Source organism: Caenibius sp. WL (genome assembly GCF_019803445.1).
Lineage (GTDB): Bacteria > Pseudomonadota > Alphaproteobacteria > Sphingomonadales > Sphingomonadaceae > Caenibius.
In genome coordinates this window covers 13,469-28,933 of record NZ_CP081844.1, presented here as the reverse complement: position 1 = coordinate 28,933, position 15,465 = coordinate 13,469, and the positions used below count along the sequence as shown (strand labels likewise).

The window sequence follows — 15,465 nt, the reverse complement described above, 5'->3', positions numbered from 1 at the left end:
CGTTTCTCCCCGGCGGTTTTCCCTCGCCCGGCGGATCAGGCGGCGGGCCCGGTCCATTGGCGTTCTTCGACCACGACCATACGCGAGGCGCCGCGTTCGAACAGGTGTTCCTCGTCCTCCGCGATCTGGCGGGCGATCTCCGGATCGGCCGACGCGGCGATGAACCGGTCATAGGTGGCGCGGTCTTCCAGCCAGATTTCGGTGATCACGTCGAAATCGATGGGGGCCGCATCCGGGAACAGGAATGCGCCTTCCATGTCGAGGAAATTGCTGCGGTAATCGATAATTCCCGGCAGCAGGCTGCGAATCAGCACCGAATGGTTGTTCTGATAATAATCGATGAACTGTTCGCGGCTGATATCCGCGCGCTTGCGCAGCAGGGCCATGCATTTGAACATTGTCGTATCTCCCAAAACCGTGTTGCCGGAACCCTATTGCACGTCGACCCGCAGCCGGGTCAGCTTGATTTCCGCAATGCGCCATTCACCGTCGAGGCGGACATAGCGTTCGTGATAATGGCCATAGCCGTGGAGCATGCGAAACGGCAGTTGCGAACCGGCCTGCGGCCACAGCTTGTCTTCCATCGCCCAGATACCGGTGGCCGAATCGGGCGCGAGGATTGCGATTTCCGCCATATGGCCATGGTGGACGGTCGACACGTCCTGCAGCATCGGCGCCATTTTCGCGACATAGGGCGCCGCGCCATGTGTGAGCTGGGTTTCGTCGAACTGGCCCGTCGCCAGCCGGAAATCGGCGATCAGATCGGGCGCGAAGACGGCTTCGAGCCCGGCCCAGTCCTTCGTATCCATCGTGCGGAAATACCGTGCTTTCAATGCCTTGATTGCTTCGATCGCTTCCAGCTTGTCGAGCCTGTCCACGTCCTTCTCCCGTTCGCCTGCGTGCATCGCGATAGCGTGGTGCGGGTGATATGGCCCGATCCCCGTGCTGTCCACGGGGCAGAGGCGGAAAACGGCCTATCGCTCAACTTGTCATTCATGCCGGGCCCCCTACATTGGGGGCATTCGAAATCAGGACTGCGTGGATGAGCGACAAGCAAGAACCGAACGGCAACCCGAACCCCTGGGCGAAAAGCCTGATGGTGTGGGGGGGGATTTTCCTCGCCCTCTTGCTGATGGTGTCGATGTTCAGTGCCGGGACTCAGCCCGGCGGCGCGCCGATCCCCTATTCGCAATTCCGCGACAAGGTCGCTGAAGGCAGCGTGGCGCGCGTCGAAATCGGCAAGGACCGGATCACCGGCGTGCTGAAGAACGATCAACCGTTCTCCACGGTGCCGGTGCCGGGTGATACCACTCTGCCGCAACTGCTCGAACAGAACGATGTCCAGTTCGAAGGCAAGGCCGCGGAAGAACCCAATGTCCTGCTCTATATCCTGATCCAGTCGCTGCCGTTCCTGTTGATTCTGGGCGTCGCTTTCTTCGCTCTGCGCCATGTGCAGAAGGGCGGCGGTTCGGGCGCGATGGGCTTCGGCAAATCCAAGGCCAAGCTGCTGACCGAACGCCATGGCCGGGTGACATTCGCCGATGTCGCCGGGATCGATGAAGCACGGGAAGAATTGCAGGAAATCGTCGAGTTCCTGCGCGATCCGCACCGTTTCTCCAAGCTGGGCGGCCAGATTCCCAAGGGCGCGCTGCTGGTCGGTTCGCCCGGCACCGGCAAGACGCTGCTCGCCCGCGCCATCGCGGGCGAAGCGGGCGTGCCGTTCTTCACCATTTCCGGCTCTGACTTCGTCGAAATGTTTGTCGGCGTCGGCGCCAGCCGCGTGCGCGACATGTTCGAGCAGGCGAAGAAGAACGCGCCGTGCATCGTCTTCATCGACGAAATCGACGCGGTCGGCCGCCATCGTGGCCACGGTCTCGGCAATTCGAACGACGAACGCGAACAGACGCTGAACCAGCTTCTGGTCGAAATGGACGGGTTCGAAGCGAACGAGGGGATTATCATCATTGCGGCGACCAACCGCCCCGATGTGCTCGATCCCGCTCTGCTGCGCCCGGGCCGGTTCGATCGCCAGGTGGTCGTGCCGATCCCCGATATCGAAGGGCGCGAACAGATCCTGTCCGTCCACATGAAGAAGGTTCCGCTCGCCCCCGACGTCAATCCGCGCACCATCGCGCGCGGCACGCCGGGCTTCTCGGGCGCGGATCTGGCCAATCTCGTCAACGAGGCGGCGCTGCTGGCGGCCCGGCGCAACAAGCGCCTGGTGGCGATGCAGGAATTCGAAGACGCCAAGGACAAGGTCATGATGGGGGCCGAACGCCGCTCCATGGTGATGACCGAGGACGAGAAGAAGATGACCGCCTATCACGAGGCGGGCCATGCGCTCGTCTCTATCAACGAGGCGGCATCGGACCCGATCCACAAGGCGACGATCATTCCGCGCGGCCGCGCGCTGGGCATGGTCATGCGCCTGCCGGAACGGGACAATTACTCTTATCATCGTGACAAGATGCACGCGAATCTGGCGGTCAGCATGGGTGGCCGGGTGGCGGAAGAAATCATCTTCGGCCATGACAAGGTGTCCTCGGGCGCTTCGTCGGATATCCAGTATGCCACCAGCCTGGCGCGCAACATGGTCACCAAGTGGGGTATGTCGGACAAGCTCGGTCCGCTGCAATATGAGGAGCAGCAGGAAGGCTATCTCGGCATGGGCGGCGCGCAGCGGCTGATGTCTTCGAGCGAGACGAACAAGCTGATCGATTCCGAAATCCGCGGGCTGGTCGAAAACGCGCATGCCCGTGCGACGGAAATCCTCAAGACGCAGGAAGACAAGCTGCACCTTCTGGCGCAGGCCCTGCTCGAATACGAAACGCTGAACGGCGAGGAAATCGACGAGCTGATGAAGACCGGCAAAATCGACCGGCCGGAAGAGCCCAAGGGCCCGACGAGCATTCGCCCGGTCCACGGTTCGGCCATTCCCAAGGCGGGCGGCAAGCGCTTCGGCGGCGGGACGGCTCCGCAAGGCGTCTGAACCAGCAAAACGTTGAACCGGTAAGCACCGGGGCGGCAACGGAAGGCGCGATCCAGCCCCGTTGCCGCCCCGGTGTTTTCTTTGGGGCTTAAACGACAGCAGGCACCGCGCCTATGCCGACAGGTTCAGGAGCGGATGGGTGCGGGGGCCGAACGAGCGGTGGCCGTACCATGCGGGAAGAACCGGATCGAGAGGGATCGCGCCGCCGGACGTGCATGGAGCACGCCGCGCAAGGCGGTGGCCGATCTCTATCCGCAGAAATGGGAAGGGCCTGCCGCTGAGGGGCATGGCGGGCGGCCCGGATGACAGGCCGTTGAGAAGCGCCGCTTGCCGACGCTCTCCGATACTATGGGAGACTATCGCTCCCCACCGGCCGAAATCGCGCGATTTCGGCGCCCCGGCGATTCGGCGCCGGGTGGGGAAGGATCAGGCCGTGATGTCAGCCTTCGTAATCGCCGCCGATGGAGGTGTTGCGGACCGGTGCCGAGGCGGTGATCCGCAGCGCTTCGGCCGACTGGCTCAGCGAACCGATTTCATCGGCTTCGTCTTCATCGTCGGGCAGGACGCGTTGCAGCGACTGGGTCAGCGCTTCCTGAAGATTCTTGGGGCGAACCGTCTGTTCGGCGATTTCGCGCAGAGCCACGACCGGGTTCTTGTCGCGGTCGCGGTCGACCGTCAGTTCCGCACCGCCGGAAATCTCCCGGGCGCGCTGGGCGGACAGCAGAACGAGATCGAAACGATTGGGAATCTTGTCGACGCAATCTTCGACGGTAACGCGCGCCATGGGCACTCCAGGAAAAGTTGGACCTTGCGGGAAAGAGGGTCCCCTATCGGGAACCCGGCGCAAAGTCAAGGTTTTCAGCGTGGGTGGACCCCGCTAGAGCAGCCGGTGCATCGGCGATGCGGCGGCAACGGGCCTGCATCGCAGGGGAGATACGGGGTTCCCGCATCGGTGGAGGAGGCGCAGACGGTTCGACCATGGATGGTCCCTATTACGATCCCCCGCCTTTTTCCGTTGCCGTTCACGGTCATGACCTGACTTTCTACCCCGGCGGGCCGGACCGGCTGGACGCCTTGCTGGCGATGATCGGCGGCGCGCGGTGCACGCTCAAGCTGTGTTTCTATATCTTCGCGGAAGACCGGAGCGGGCGGCTGGTGCGCGATGCGCTGGTGGTCGCCGCCGAACGCGGGGTGGCGGTGACGCTGATCGTCGACCGCTTCGGTTGCAGCGCCAGCGCCGCCTTCTTCGCGCCGCTGGAGCAGGCGGGCGGGACCTGCCTGTTCTTCAGCCCGCGCCTGTCGCGCCGCTATCTGATCCGCAACCATCAGAAAATGGTGATCGCCGACAGCCAGACGGCGATGATCGGCGGGTTCAACGTGGCCGACGATTATTTCGCCCCTCCTGCCCCCACGGTATGGTGCGATCTGGGCATGGCCCTGACCGGGCCCAGCGTCGCCCGGCTGGAAACCTGGTTCGATCACCTGTCGCGCTGGACGGCGGACAGCGATGCGCAATTGCTGGCGATCCGCAAGCTGGTGCGCGACTGGGACACGGGCGAGGGGCCGATGCGGATTCTCGTCGGCGGGCCGACGAAATTCCTCAGCAACTGGGCCCGCTGCGTCAGCAGGGACCTGTCGCAGGCGCGCCGGCTGGACATGGTGATGGCCTATTTCACGCCCGCCCCGCTGATGCTGCGCAAGATCGCGCGGATCGGCCGCGGGGGCAGGGCGCGCCTGTTGCTGCCGAGCCGGTCGGACAACGGGGCCACGGTCGGCGCTTCGCGCCTGCTTTACAAACGGCTGCTGCGCAACGGGGTCAAGATCTGGGAATTCCTGCCCGCCATGCTGCACAGCAAGCTGATCGTGGTCGATGACGTGGTCTATATCGGCAGCGGCAATTTCGATGTCCGCAGCCTCTACCTCAATCTCGAACTGATGTTCCGGATCGAGGATGCCGCGCTGGCCCAACGGATGCGGGCCTTTGTCGGGCAACAACTGGGCGCGTCGCAGAGGATCACCGTGGCGGTCGACCGTTCGCGGCGCAGCCTGTTCAACCGCATCCGCTGGGGCCTGAGCTGGTTCCTGGTGACGGTGGTCGACTATTCGATCACCCGCCGCCTCAATCTCGGCCTGGGGGCCGTCTATGTGCGGGAGGAAGAGTTCGAAGACGGCATCGAAACCGGGGATGAGGAGGAAAGCGATCACTCATAGGAGTGCGAAGCCAGCGCGTCGTCGGCCAGATCGCTGAAGCGGGTGATTTTCGATTCGAAGCGCAGACGGACTTTGCCGGTCGAACCGTGGCGCTGCTTGGCCACGATCAGTTCGGCCAGGCCGTGCACCCGCTCCATTTCCGCCGCCCACGAGGCATGGGCTTCGTGCGCGCGGGCATCGTCGTCGTTCTGCGGGACTTTGGGTTCCTTGGCCGCGACGTAGTAATCCTCGCGGAACACGAACCACACCATATCGGCGTCCTGTTCGATCGAGCCCGATTCGCGCAGGTCGGATAGCTGCGGACGCTTGTCGTCACGCTGTTCGACCGCACGCGAAAGCTGCGACAGCGCGATTACCGGCACTTCCAGTTCCTTGGCCAGCGTCTTGAGCCCGCGGCTGATTTCGGAAATTTCGTTCACGCGGTTGTCCGTCGCCCGCCCGCTGCCTTGCAGAAGCTGGAGATAGTCGACGATGATCAGGCCGATATTGTGCCGCCGTTTCAACCGCCGGGCGCGGGCGCGCATCGCGGCGATCGTGAGCGCGGGCGTATCGTCGATATAGAGCGGCAGTTCGGCCAGCCGCTGGCTGGCGTAGGAAAGCTGCTGGAAATCGTCGCGGCTGATCTTGCCCATGCGCAGCGCTTCGCCGCTGATCCCGGCCTGTTCCGCCAGGATACGCGTGGCAAGCTGGTCGGCGCTCATTTCCAGGCTGAAGAACGCGGTTGCGGCGCCGATCGATTCGGCATCGGGGATACCGTCCTGCCGGTCGCGCAGCAGGCGGTCGGCGGCGTTGAAGGCGATATTGGTGGCCAGCGAGGTCTTGCCCATGCCCGGCCGCCCGGCGAGGATGATAAGGTCGGAATTGTGCAGCCCGCCGACTTTTTCGTTGACGCTGGTCAGGCCGGTGGTGGTGCCGGAAACGTGGCCGCCGGAATTGATCGCGGTTTCGATCATCCCCAGCGCCTTGTACGTCGCCGCGCCGAAGCTTTGCGCTTCGTTCCCGCTGGAAGCCCCTTCCGCCACCGAATAGAGCGCGGCTTCCGCTTTCTGGATCTGCTCCATCGGCGCGACTTCCTGCGAGGTGTCGAGCGCGCCGTCCACCAGATCGCGGCCGACGCTGACCAGTTCGCGCAGCAGCGCCAGATCGTAAATCTGTTCGGCCAGTTCGCGCACGGTCAGCAAACCCTGGCCATCGGCGGTCAACCGGGCGAGGTAGGTGATCCCGCCCAGTTCGCGCAGCGCTTCGTCGCTTTCGAAATAGGGCTTGAGCGTGACCGGGGTCACGCGCGCCTGCCGGTCCACCAAAGTGAGGATGCGTTCGTAGATGCGGCGATGCACCGGTTCGTAGAAATGGTCGGCCCGTAGCGGCGTCTGGAGGTCCTCGATCACCCGGTTGTCGATCAGCACCGCGCCGAGGAAAGCGGCTTCCGCTTCGATATTGGCGGGCAGCGTGCGGATGGCGGGCGCGTCGCCGGGGCGGGTGAGAAGGTCTTCCTGGGGCATGTGCGACCCATGCCCCTCCTCACGGGGGAAAGGCAAGGTGCGCGAGGGGGCCGGGGCTTGTGGATATCGGGGATGGACGATCTTCTCTTGCCCCCCCTTGCCCGCATCTGCGAAAGAGCGCGCTGCGCTATGGCCGACCACCGAATCTCCCACATCGAACTCGACGATGCGACCATCATCTGGCGCAGCGCCGATATCGAGCAGGAACGGCGCATCGCGATTTTCGATCTGATCGAGGAAAACCGCTTCATGCCGTTGCGCCTGGCCGAAGCCGGGCACGATGGGCCATGGCGGGTGCGCCTGTCGGTGGCCGATGGGCGGCTCCTGATGGAAATCCGCAATCAGGAGGATATGGCGATGGAAACGCTGGGGCTGGGCCTCGCCCGCTTCCGCCGCCCGGTGCGCGAATATTTCGCCATCTGCGACAGCTATTTCCAGGCGATCCGCAAGGCCACCGCGCAGGAAATCGAAACCATCGACATGGCCCGGCGCGCGATCCACAACGATGCGGCACGGTTGTTGCTGGAACGGCTGGAAGGCAAAGTGGAAACCGATTTTTCCACCGCGCGGCGGCTCTTCACTCTGATCTGCGTGCTGCATATCAAGGGCTGAGGCAGGGGGCAGGGGCATCATGAGCAGAAAACGCAGTCTTGCCGCGCGCTTGCGCTGGCCCGCCGCCCTGTTGCTGATCGCGCTGATCGCGGGCGGTTTCGGCTGGTGGCAACTGATCCACTGGACCCCGTCGCGCGAATCGTTCCCCAAACAGGGGGTGCTGGTCGAAGTGGGGGATACCGCCGTCGACTTCCGCGCCCTGCGCGCGATCGGCGCCGATTTCGCCTATATCGAAGCGAGCGAGGGCGGCGACGCGCGCAATCCCGATTTCGTCCGCATGTTCGCCGCCGCGCGCGCCGCCGGGCTGCAGGTGGGGGCGGTGCACGATTACGATCCGTGCATCACCGCCGATCCGCAATCGGGCAATTTCGTCACCGTGGTGGCGCGCGATCCGGCGCTGCTGCCGCCGGCCATCGCGCTGGAACGGACGGCGGAGAAATGCCCCCGCCGGGTGAGCGAGGCGATGGTCGAAAGCGAACTGATGACCTTCCTCAATCAGGTGGAAGGGCACGTGGGCAAGGCGGCGCTGCTGAAAGTGTCCCCCCGGTTCGAAAGCACCTATCGCCTCGCCGCGCGGCTGAAACGCAATCTCTGGCTCACCCGGACCTATTTCCATCCCGATTATGCCGGGCGGCCATGGACATTGTGGACCGCCAATACGATGCTGCGCACCGAAGCGGGCGACGGCGAAGTGCGCTGGGTGGTGGTGCAGCCGTGACCCGCGCGGGCAGGAAAGGATCGGGCGGATGAGCGATGATTCCGATCGGGATGCGCTGATCGTGGCGGCGCGGCGGGCGGCGGACTTTGCCTATGCCCCTTATTCGGGGCTGAAGATCGGGGCCGCGCTGGCTTTTGCCGATGGCACGGTGGTGAGCGGGGCCAATGTCGAAAACGCCAGCTACGGGCTGACGCTGTGCGCCGAAACGGTGGCGGTGGCCAAGGCCATGGCCGATGGGCGGCGCGGCGGGCTGGAAGCGGTGGCGGTGTTCGTTGCGGGTGCGGCTGCCGACACGCCCCCCGTCATGCCCTGCGGGCGGTGCCGGCAGATCCTGCACGAACTTGCCGCGCTGGGGGCGAGCGATCCGCTGGTGTGGTGCGCCAACGAGAGCGATGCCGTGGCCACGCGCCTGTCCGCCCTGTTGCCGCAACCGTTCGGCCCCGAAAGCCTGCAACGCGATTGACCGGTCTCTGGCCCCTGTGGGTCAGCCTTCCTCCAGCCATTCGGCCAGCGCGGCCAGACATTCGCGGCCCAGCAGCTTGCTGCGTTCCGGGCTCCAGCCCTGCGCCGGATCGGGCAGGTCGCGGTTGTCCTTGAACGGCATTTCCAGCGTCATCGCGCAGGCGCCGAAGCGTTCGGCCAGCTGGTTGGTCGACATGGTGAGATTGGCCTTGCCCGCCGCTGCCTTGGGATAGCCCAGCCTGGTCTGGAAATCGGGCGTGCGCCGCGCCAGAATCGCCTGATACCGATAATAACTTTCGCCCTGCGCCGTGTTCCATGACGGGATGCCTTCGAACCCGGCGAGGAACACCGCCGGGATCGCTTCGTCGCCATGCACGTCGATCGCGAAATCGACCCCGGTTTCGTCCATCGCGTCGCGGATCGCCAGCACTTCGGGGGAAAGGTCGGCGCTCGGCGCGTGCCATTCGCGGTTGAGATTGACGCCTTTGGCATTGGTGCGCAGATGGCCGCGCGCGGAGCCATCGGGATTGCAGTTGGGCACCAGATGCAGGCGGCATTTCCGCAGCAGGGCCCGTGCGACCGGATCGGCGGCGTCGGTCAGGCATTCGAGCGCGCCTTCCATCCACCATTCGGCCATGGTTTCGCCGGGATGCTGGCGGGCATAGAGCCACACCTGCACCGGGCCTTCGCCCATTTCGAGGCAATCGATCGGCTGGCCGTCGATGCTCCAGCCGAGCGTGCGATGGCTCACTCCCGGGCAGGCCGCGCTCTGCGCCACCAGATCGTGATGCCGGTCCATCGGATAAGGCGCGAAATAGGCGAACCAGGCAATGCTGCCTTGCGGGCGATAACGGATGGTCAAAGTCCCGCCCTGTTCGCTTTCGTTCCAGCTCGTTTCGGCGCGGCCCCAACTGTCGCGGTCTTCCGAAACGCAGGCGCGATAATCGGGCCAGCCCGCGGGATAGGCGGACGCGGCCAGCCCGGTGAGCCGCAGCGTCAGCTCCCGCCCTTCCGCGCCGGATACGCGGAAATGGAACCACTGGAAGAAATCGGACTGGTTGTCCTTGCGGATCGCGAGATCCGCCGTGGCGCCATTGATGGAAAGCACTTCGATATTGCCGCTGTCGCATGCGGCGGTGATCTGGATATCGCTCATTTGACTTCGATCGTCTCACCCGAATTGCCGGGAAATCCGGCGAACAGCGCTTCCGTCATCTTGGCCGCGCCCAGTTCGGTGTTGGCCAGCGGGGAAGAGGCGCGCACTGTGAAGCTGGCCCGGCCTTCCCAGACCGTCTTGCTGCTGGCGCGGTCGCGGATCTGCACGCCGAGTTCGGTCGTCACCTGTTCGGGCGGCGGACCCGAAAGGTCGAGCCCGATGCCCATGCCGACACCCGAGCCATAGCTGCCCGTGCCGCCGCCGACACCGACGCTGACCTGCCCCTTGCCCCGGCCGGGGCGGAAAGCGCGGCGTTCGAGCCGCACCAGCGCCACCTGCGCCGCGGAAGTGCCGGCCCGGGCTTCATGATAGCCGAGCATGGTCAATTGCCGGATAACCGCCGCCTGATAGCTGCGCAGTTCGAGCGATCCGGCATCCATGCCGGGTGCCGCCTCCACCGCGATCGTGCCGCGCCCGGCGCGTTCGAGCAGCGTTGCATCGTGGAAGCGGGTCACTTCCACCGGGCCCACCGGCGCCACGCATCCGCCCAGCGCAGCCGTGGCCAGCAGCAGAATGGCGGCCCTGGTCGCAGTCTTCATGCGCGATCCCCTTTGCAGCGCGTGTTCGCCACGAAACTGGAACGGACCGGCGCCATAATCAAGTCAAAGTCATGCCCCGTCGTTGCGGGTGGGAAAGCCGTCGAACAGGGCTTCGGCCAGTCTGGCGGCGATGGCTTGCTGATCCCAGCGCGAATCGCCGTCGCGGGTGGCCATTTCGGCGCGCCCTTCCCACAGCAGCGTATCGTTCGCGCGGTCGCGGATGCGCGCTTCGAGCCGGGTGGAAACCAGCGCGCCCCTGGGTTTGCTGAGATCGACATTCACCGCCATGCCGGTCATCGTGCCGCGATTGCTCACCCCCACCGCCATGGCGCCGCTCACCGGCTTGCGCGGCGGTTCCTTCGGGCGCACTTCGCGGCGGATCAGACGCAGTTCGATCACCTGGCCGCCTTTGTCGTCGGGCACGGCGGTATCGTAGCCGGCGCCGATCAGACGGTCGACCACCGCCGCTTCATAGGGCGCCAGCGCTTGCGGATCGTCCAATGCACCGAGCACCGGCCTGACCGTGATCGGCCCATGGCCCAGCGTTCCAGCGGGCAGGCCGGGAGCGACGAAGCGGGCGGCATCGACTTTGCCGCCGGGATCGGCATCCTTCGCCCGGTTTCGGGACAGATCGCGGCCGGGCATTGCCCCGCCATGCCACACCGGCCCTATGGTGCCGGGGCTATACTGGGCGAGGGCAGGGCCCGCCATAGAGACGAGAACGGCGGCCGCCGCGCCACAGGCGATGGCTGCGCGCGTCAGGCGATGCGACGGGAAAGCGGGCGGAGGGAAAATTGACATGGCATGCGTCCTTGGAAGGGCTGCGTCCTTCCGCTTCGGGGCTAGGCCTTGGCGGTTTGCCGTGGGATGAACGAGGCGACCCCACCGCTAATCGTGTGCGCCCCGTTAATCATTTCATTGTGCTATCGGCCTAGAAGGCACAAAAATCGTTCCATTGCTTACAGGCGCATGATGAATCAGAAACTTCCCGTCCTCGTCACCGGCGGTGCCGGTTATATCGGCAGCCATGCGGTGCTCGCCCTTCTCGATGGCGGCTGGCCGGTTGCGGTGATCGACAATCTCAGCACCGGTTTTCGGTTCGCGATTCCCGATGGTGTGCCGTTCTATCAGGGCGATATCGCGGATGGCGCGCAGCTGGCGCGGATTTTCGCCGAACAGGGGATCGGGGCGATCATGCATTTCGCCGGGTCGATCATCGTGCCGGAATCGGTCGAAAATCCGCTCAAATACTACAACAACAACACCGCCAAGAGCCGCGCTCTGATCGAAGCGGCGGTGCAGGGCGGCGTGCGCCACATGATCTTCAGCTCGACCGCCGCGACATACGGCGTGCCCGAGGTTTCCCCGGTGCGCGAGGATTGCCCGCAACGGCCGATCAATCCCTATGGCATGTCCAAGCTGATGACGGAGATCATGCTGGCGGACACGGCCCGGGCCCATCCGCTCAATTACTGTGCCTTGCGCTATTTCAACGTCGCGGGCGCCGATCCGCAGGCGCGCAGCGGGCAGTCCACCGATGGGGCGACTCACCTGATCAAGGTCGCGGTCGAAACGGCGCTGGGCAAGCGGGAGACCGTGTCGGTCTTCGGCACCGATTACGGCACGCCCGATGGTACCGGCGTGCGTGATTATATCCACGTTTCCGATCTCGCCGCCGCGCATGTGCTGGCGCTGGAGGCGCTGATCGTCGCGCCGGATCGCAGCCTGACGATGAATTGCGGCTATGGCCGGGGGTTCTCCGTGCTCGAAGTGCTCGACGCGGTGGATCGCGTCACCAACCGGACGATCACCCGGATCATGGGCCCCCGCCGGGCGGGGGACCCCGATTCGCTGATTTCCGACAACGGGCTGATCAGGGAAACGCTGCCCTGGCAGCCGCGCTACGCCGATCTCGATACGATCATCGGCCATGCGATGGCGTGGGAAAGAAAGCTCACCGAAATCCGCGCGCAAGGTTGACTTCCGCGCCCGTGGCCCTTAACGGCGCGGCTTCAATTTCCGCGGCCGTGGAATCGTTCGACGCCCGCCAGACGAGACTAGACATGAAGATTCGCAACAGCCTCAAGTCGCTCAAGGGCCGCCACCGTGACAATCGCGTGATCCGTCGTCGTGGCCGCACTTATGTGATCAACAAGACCAACCGCCGCTTCAAGGCGCGTCAGGGCTAACCAGCCCTCCGCCGATTGCGGTAGGACAAGCGGCCAGTGGTTTCCACTGGCCGTTTTTCGTGCGTCCGGCGCAGGCATTCGCCGCATAGATCTTGCTTCGCGACATTAAATTCTCAATTGCTGGAACAATCTTCTTTTCGGGCGTTGCTTGCGCTCAATCGATTGGGCCGGATTCCCGGCAAAGGGGGAAATGATGGGAAATTCCAATACTTCGCCGCTCAAGATCGTCCTTTACGCCGTCATTTTCCTGGTCTGCCTGTGGATCGGCCTGACGATCGGCCGCCATGCGCCGTGGCCGGTTGCGCTGCTGGGTCTTCTCGCGGTCGTTGCGTTGATTGTCTTCTTCCTTTCGGGAAACAGGAAGGAAACCGTGCTGGACAGCGCGGCGGCGGCCGATGGGCTGGCGATGCAGGCCCCGGCTGACAAGGCGCGCCTCTATATCGCCCGGCACGGCTTCGTCGCCAGCATGCAGGGCATGGATATCACGATCGACGATACCCACGCTGGGCAGTTCAAATCGGGCCGGGTGCTGTTCGCCGATCTCGCACCGGGCCGCCATCACGTGACCGCGCAGCTCGCCAAGGGCGGGAAAGGTTCCGCCGTCGCGCTCGATCTCGATCTTGCGCCGGGCACTGTCACCGTGCTCAAGGCCGGTGTGTCAATGGGCGGGATGAACGGCAAATGCGTGCTGGAAATTCTGCCGGATATGGCGGCGGGGCGCAATCATGTCGCGGGCAACAGATTCATCGCCTGGCAGCAGGGCTGAGGCTGCGCCGATGCACCGCCGTGCCGGATGACAGCCGTGCGCGGGCGCGTCGCAGCCGTCGTCTTCGATATCGGCAAGGTTCTGATCGAATGGGATATGCGCCTGCTGCTGCGCAAGCTCTATGCCGATGAATGTGAAGCCGATTGGGTCCATGCCCATGTGGTGAGTGAGAACTGGCACGCACAACATGACGCGGGCCGCGATCTGGCCGACATGGTGGCGCAGCGGATCGCCGAATTTCCCGATCACGCGGCGGCGATTCGTGCATACGCCACGCGCTTCGGCGAAACGATACCGGGGATGGTGCCGGGCACGCCCGCTTTGCTCGAACGGCTTGCCGGGCGGGGCGTGCCGTTGTTCGCGATCACCAATTTCGCAGCGCCGTTCTGGGCCGAATATCGCGCGCGTCAGCCGCTGTTCGACCAATTCCGCGATATTGTTGTCTCAGGGGTGGAACGGATCGCCAAGCCCGATCCGGCGATCTACCGCCTGGCCGAACATCGCTTCGGCTATCCCGCGAGGGCCATGCTGTTCATCGACGACAACCGCGCCAATATCGATGCGGCCAGTGTGCTGGGCTGGCAGGTGCATCACTTTACCGGCGCCGCCGCGCTGGAGGCGGATCTGCGCGAACGCGGCCTGCTGAGCTGAAAACTGCGCCTGTTGGCCGCGCAGAGTCAGGCGCGGGGCGGTTGCCGCCGGTAGCTCAACGCTTCGGCCACATGGATGCGGCCGATCTGCCCGGCCCCGGCAAGATCGGCAATGGTCCGCGCCACGCGCAGCATGCGGGTATAGCCACGCGCCGACAGCCGCATGGCTTCGGCCGCCTGCATCAGCAGCGTCTGCCCATCGGCATCGGGCGTTGCGTGCTCGCTCAGCATATCTCCGTCGAGTTCGGCATTGGTGCGCATCGTGCTGCCTTCAAGGCGTGCGGTCTGGATCGCGCGGGCCGCGGCCACCCGCGCGGCGATTTCGGCGGAGCCTTCGCGCGGGGCGGGCAGAGCGAGGTCCATCGCGCTTACCGGATCGACTTCGACATGGAGATCGATCCGGTCGAGCAGCGGACCGGACACTTTGGACTGGTAATCGGCGGCGCAGCGCGGCGCGCGGCTGCAGGCCAAGGCCGGATCGCCCAGATGGCCGCAGCGGCATGGGTTCATCGCGGCCACCAGTTGCACCCGCGCGGGATAGGATACGTGGGCATTGGCGCGCGCGACATCGACTTTGCCGCTTTCGAGCGGCTGGCGCAGCGAATCGAGCACGGCGCGCTGGAATTCGGGCAGTTCGTCCAGAAACAGCACGCCGAGATGCGCCATGGACACTTCGCCCGGGCGCACGCGCAGCCCGCCGCCGGTCAGCGCGGCCATGGAAGCCGAATGATGCGGTGCGCGGAACGGGCGGCTGCGGCTGATTCGCCCGCCTTCCAGCGTTCCGGCGACAGAGGCGATCATCGACACTTCGAGCGCTTCGGCCGGGCTCAGCGCGGGCAGAATGCCTGGCAGGCAGGCGGCCATCAGGCTCTTGCCCGCACCCGGCGGCCCGATCATCAGCAGGTTGTGCCCGCCCGCCGCCGCGATTTCCAGCGCCCGCTTGGCGCTTTCCTGCCCTTTGACCTGGCGCAGGTCGGGGCCTAGCGGCGCGGTCTCCGCCATGCCGGGCTCCGGTTCGGGCAGGCGCTGCGTGCCTTTGAGATGATTGAGCAGGCTGACCAGATCGGGCGCGGCGCAGACGGGGATGCCGTTGGCCCAGCGGGCTTCGGCCCCCTGCGCGGAGGGGCAGATCAGGCCCTTGTCATGCTCGCTGGCGTGGAGCGCAGCCAGCAGCACGCCGGGGGAAGGGACGATCCGCCCGTCCAGCGCCAGTTCGCCCACCGCGATCCAGTCGGTAAGCTGTTCGGCATCGGTCACGCCCATCGCCGCAAGCAGCGCCAGCGCGATCGGCAGATCGTAATGCGATCCTTCCTTGGGCAGATCGGCGGGGGAAAGGTTGATCGTGATCCGCTTGGGCGGCAGCGACAGACCCATGGCGGCCAATGCGGCCTGCACCCGTTCCCGGCTTTCGCCCACCGCCTTGTCGGGCAGGCCGACAATGGCGAATCGCGGCAGACCCGCGGCAAGCTGGCACTGCACTTCCACGGCGCGCGCTTCGAGCCCGAGATAGGCCACGGTCGAGATAAGTGCCACCACTGCCTGATTTTCCCCCACATCCCCAGGCGGTTGAGGATAGCGCCCCGCGCCGCGCTGTCGAGCGGAACGGTGATG

Annotated in this window: 18 protein-coding genes; 10 read left to right on the top strand and 8 right to left on the bottom strand. The window is 65.2% G+C overall.

The genetic code is table 11. From position 1 onward, the window contains the following. Positions 1-35: 35 nt before the first annotated feature. Positions 36-398, bottom strand: coding sequence for an EthD domain-containing protein (locus K5X80_RS00170; RefSeq protein WP_222558865.1), 363 nt, complete (start codon positions 396-398; stop codon positions 36-38). Between the two features lie 33 nt (positions 399-431). Then, positions 432-878, bottom strand: a complete 447-nt coding sequence (locus tag K5X80_RS00165) for a nuclear transport factor 2 family protein (protein ID WP_222558864.1) — start codon at positions 876-878, stop codon at positions 432-434. Positions 879-1,042: 164 nt separating this feature from the next. On the opposite strand from K5X80_RS00165, the gene ftsH reads away from it, so the two are divergent. Beyond that, the gene (gene ftsH, locus K5X80_RS00160; protein ID WP_261390578.1) at positions 1,043-2,989 is read left to right on the top strand and encodes an ATP-dependent zinc metalloprotease FtsH; all 1,947 of its coding nucleotides are present in this window, start codon (positions 1,043-1,045) and stop codon (positions 2,987-2,989) included. 159 nt (positions 2,990-3,148) lie between these two features. Then, positions 3,149-3,295 (top strand): hypothetical protein, encoded by a 147-nt coding sequence (locus tag K5X80_RS00155; RefSeq protein ID WP_222558863.1) that lies wholly within the window; start codon positions 3,149-3,151, stop codon positions 3,293-3,295. Between the two features lie 133 nt (positions 3,296-3,428). Here the strand turns inward: K5X80_RS00155 and rpoZ are convergent, their stop codons facing one another. Next, the gene (gene rpoZ / locus K5X80_RS00150) at positions 3,429-3,773 is read right to left on the bottom strand and encodes a DNA-directed RNA polymerase subunit omega (RefSeq protein WP_222558862.1); all 345 of its coding nucleotides are present in this window, start codon (positions 3,771-3,773) and stop codon (positions 3,429-3,431) included. A gap of 194 nt (positions 3,774-3,967) precedes the next feature. Here rpoZ and K5X80_RS00145 point away from each other — a divergent pair, with 194 nt between their 5' ends. Next, a complete protein-coding gene (locus K5X80_RS00145; protein ID WP_222558861.1) occupies positions 3,968-5,200 on the top strand; it encodes a phospholipase D-like domain-containing protein in 1,233 nt (410 codons plus the stop codon). On the opposite strand, the gene K5X80_RS00140 is transcribed toward K5X80_RS00145, so the two are convergent. Beyond that, positions 5,191-6,702, bottom strand: a complete 1,512-nt coding sequence (locus tag K5X80_RS00140) for a replicative DNA helicase (protein ID WP_222558860.1) — start codon at positions 6,700-6,702, stop codon at positions 5,191-5,193. The two genes, K5X80_RS00145 and K5X80_RS00140, sit on opposite strands and share 10 nt — an antisense overlap. A gap of 129 nt (positions 6,703-6,831) precedes the next feature. Here K5X80_RS00140 and K5X80_RS00135 point away from each other — a divergent pair, with 129 nt between their 5' ends. The 3 genes from K5X80_RS00135 to K5X80_RS00125 are packed head-to-tail and all read left to right on the top strand — an operon-like array spanning position 6,832 to position 8,495. Next, positions 6,832-7,314 carry a UPF0262 family protein gene (locus K5X80_RS00135; protein WP_222558859.1) on the top strand — a complete coding sequence of 161 codons (483 nt, stop codon included), beginning with the start codon at positions 6,832-6,834 and terminating at the stop codon, positions 7,312-7,314. Positions 7,315-7,333: 19 nt separating this feature from the next. Then, positions 7,334-8,032, top strand: a complete 699-nt coding sequence (locus tag K5X80_RS00130; RefSeq protein ID WP_222558858.1) for a glycoside hydrolase family 25 protein — start codon at positions 7,334-7,336, stop codon at positions 8,030-8,032. A 28-nt stretch (positions 8,033-8,060) separates the two neighbouring features. Next, positions 8,061-8,495 carry a cytidine deaminase gene (locus K5X80_RS00125; protein ID WP_222558857.1) on the top strand — a complete coding sequence of 145 codons (435 nt, stop codon included), beginning with the start codon at positions 8,061-8,063 and terminating at the stop codon, positions 8,493-8,495. A 21-nt stretch (positions 8,496-8,516) separates the two neighbouring features. Here the strand turns inward: K5X80_RS00125 and K5X80_RS00120 are convergent, their stop codons facing one another. From K5X80_RS00120 to K5X80_RS00110, 3 genes are all read right to left on the bottom strand, one after another. After that, complete coding sequence (locus K5X80_RS00120) at positions 8,517-9,650, bottom strand: M14 family metallopeptidase (RefSeq protein ID WP_222558856.1); 1,134 nt, start codon at positions 9,648-9,650, stop codon at positions 8,517-8,519. Further along, the gene (locus K5X80_RS00115; protein ID WP_222558855.1) at positions 9,647-10,249 is read right to left on the bottom strand and encodes a DUF4136 domain-containing protein; all 603 of its coding nucleotides are present in this window, start codon (positions 10,247-10,249) and stop codon (positions 9,647-9,649) included. The genes K5X80_RS00120 and K5X80_RS00115 overlap by 4 nt, the downstream gene beginning before the upstream one ends. Positions 10,250-10,318: 69 nt before the next feature. Further along, the gene (locus K5X80_RS00110; protein ID WP_222558854.1) at positions 10,319-11,050 is read right to left on the bottom strand and encodes a DUF4136 domain-containing protein; all 732 of its coding nucleotides are present in this window, start codon (positions 11,048-11,050) and stop codon (positions 10,319-10,321) included. 171 nt (positions 11,051-11,221) lie between these two features. Here K5X80_RS00110 and galE point away from each other — a divergent pair, with 171 nt between their 5' ends. The 4 genes from galE to K5X80_RS00090 all read left to right on the top strand — a co-directional run bounded on the left by galE (position 11,222) and on the right by K5X80_RS00090 (position 13,855). Further along, entirely contained in the window at positions 11,222-12,229 is a 1,008-nt protein-coding gene (gene galE, locus K5X80_RS00105) for a UDP-glucose 4-epimerase GalE (RefSeq protein ID WP_222558853.1), read from the top strand. A gap of 83 nt (positions 12,230-12,312) precedes the next feature. Further along, the gene (ykgO, locus tag K5X80_RS00100; protein WP_004210176.1) at positions 12,313-12,438 is read left to right on the top strand and encodes a type B 50S ribosomal protein L36; all 126 of its coding nucleotides are present in this window, start codon (positions 12,313-12,315) and stop codon (positions 12,436-12,438) included. Positions 12,439-12,631: 193 nt separating this feature from the next. Next, positions 12,632-13,204 (top strand): hypothetical protein, encoded by a 573-nt coding sequence (locus K5X80_RS00095; protein WP_222558852.1) that lies wholly within the window; start codon positions 12,632-12,634, stop codon positions 13,202-13,204. A gap of 27 nt (positions 13,205-13,231) precedes the next feature. Continuing rightward, entirely contained in the window at positions 13,232-13,855 is a 624-nt protein-coding gene (locus K5X80_RS00090) for an HAD family hydrolase (protein WP_222558851.1), read from the top strand. Between the two features lie 26 nt (positions 13,856-13,881). Here K5X80_RS00090 and K5X80_RS00085 read toward each other — a convergent pair whose 3' ends face one another. Beyond that, positions 13,882-15,390, bottom strand: coding sequence for a YifB family Mg chelatase-like AAA ATPase (locus K5X80_RS00085; RefSeq protein ID WP_222558850.1), 1,509 nt, complete (start codon positions 15,388-15,390; stop codon positions 13,882-13,884). Positions 15,391-15,465: the final 75 nt, after the last annotated feature.

Coding starts and splice junctions, on each gene's coding strand:
- K5X80_RS00090 (WP_222558851.1), top strand. CDS start 13,232: ATGACAGCCGTGCGCGGGCGCGTCGCAGCCGTCGTCTTCGATATCGGC.
- galE (WP_222558853.1), top strand. CDS start 11,222: ATGAATCAGAAACTTCCCGTCCTCGTCACCGGCGGTGCCGGTTATATC.
- K5X80_RS00110 (WP_222558854.1), bottom strand. CDS start 11,050: ATGTCAATTTTCCCTCCGCCCGCTTTCCCGTCGCATCGCCTGACGCGC.
- K5X80_RS00170 (WP_222558865.1), bottom strand. CDS start 398: ATGTTCAAATGCATGGCCCTGCTGCGCAAGCGCGCGGATATCAGCCGC.
- K5X80_RS00130 (WP_222558858.1), top strand. CDS start 7,334: ATGAGCAGAAAACGCAGTCTTGCCGCGCGCTTGCGCTGGCCCGCCGCC.
- K5X80_RS00145 (WP_222558861.1), top strand. CDS start 3,968: ATGGATGGTCCCTATTACGATCCCCCGCCTTTTTCCGTTGCCGTTCAC.
- ykgO (WP_004210176.1), top strand. CDS start 12,313: ATGAAGATTCGCAACAGCCTCAAGTCGCTCAAGGGCCGCCACCGTGAC.
- K5X80_RS00135 (WP_222558859.1), top strand. CDS start 6,832: ATGGCCGACCACCGAATCTCCCACATCGAACTCGACGATGCGACCATC.
- K5X80_RS00140 (WP_222558860.1), bottom strand. CDS start 6,702: ATGCCCCAGGAAGACCTTCTCACCCGCCCCGGCGACGCGCCCGCCATC.
- rpoZ (WP_222558862.1), bottom strand. CDS start 3,773: ATGGCGCGCGTTACCGTCGAAGATTGCGTCGACAAGATTCCCAATCGT.
- K5X80_RS00115 (WP_222558855.1), bottom strand. CDS start 10,249: ATGAAGACTGCGACCAGGGCCGCCATTCTGCTGCTGGCCACGGCTGCG.
- K5X80_RS00120 (WP_222558856.1), bottom strand. CDS start 9,650: ATGAGCGATATCCAGATCACCGCCGCATGCGACAGCGGCAATATCGAA.
- K5X80_RS00095 (WP_222558852.1), top strand. CDS start 12,632: ATGGGAAATTCCAATACTTCGCCGCTCAAGATCGTCCTTTACGCCGTC.
- ftsH (WP_261390578.1), top strand. CDS start 1,043: ATGAGCGACAAGCAAGAACCGAACGGCAACCCGAACCCCTGGGCGAAA.
- K5X80_RS00125 (WP_222558857.1), top strand. CDS start 8,061: ATGAGCGATGATTCCGATCGGGATGCGCTGATCGTGGCGGCGCGGCGG.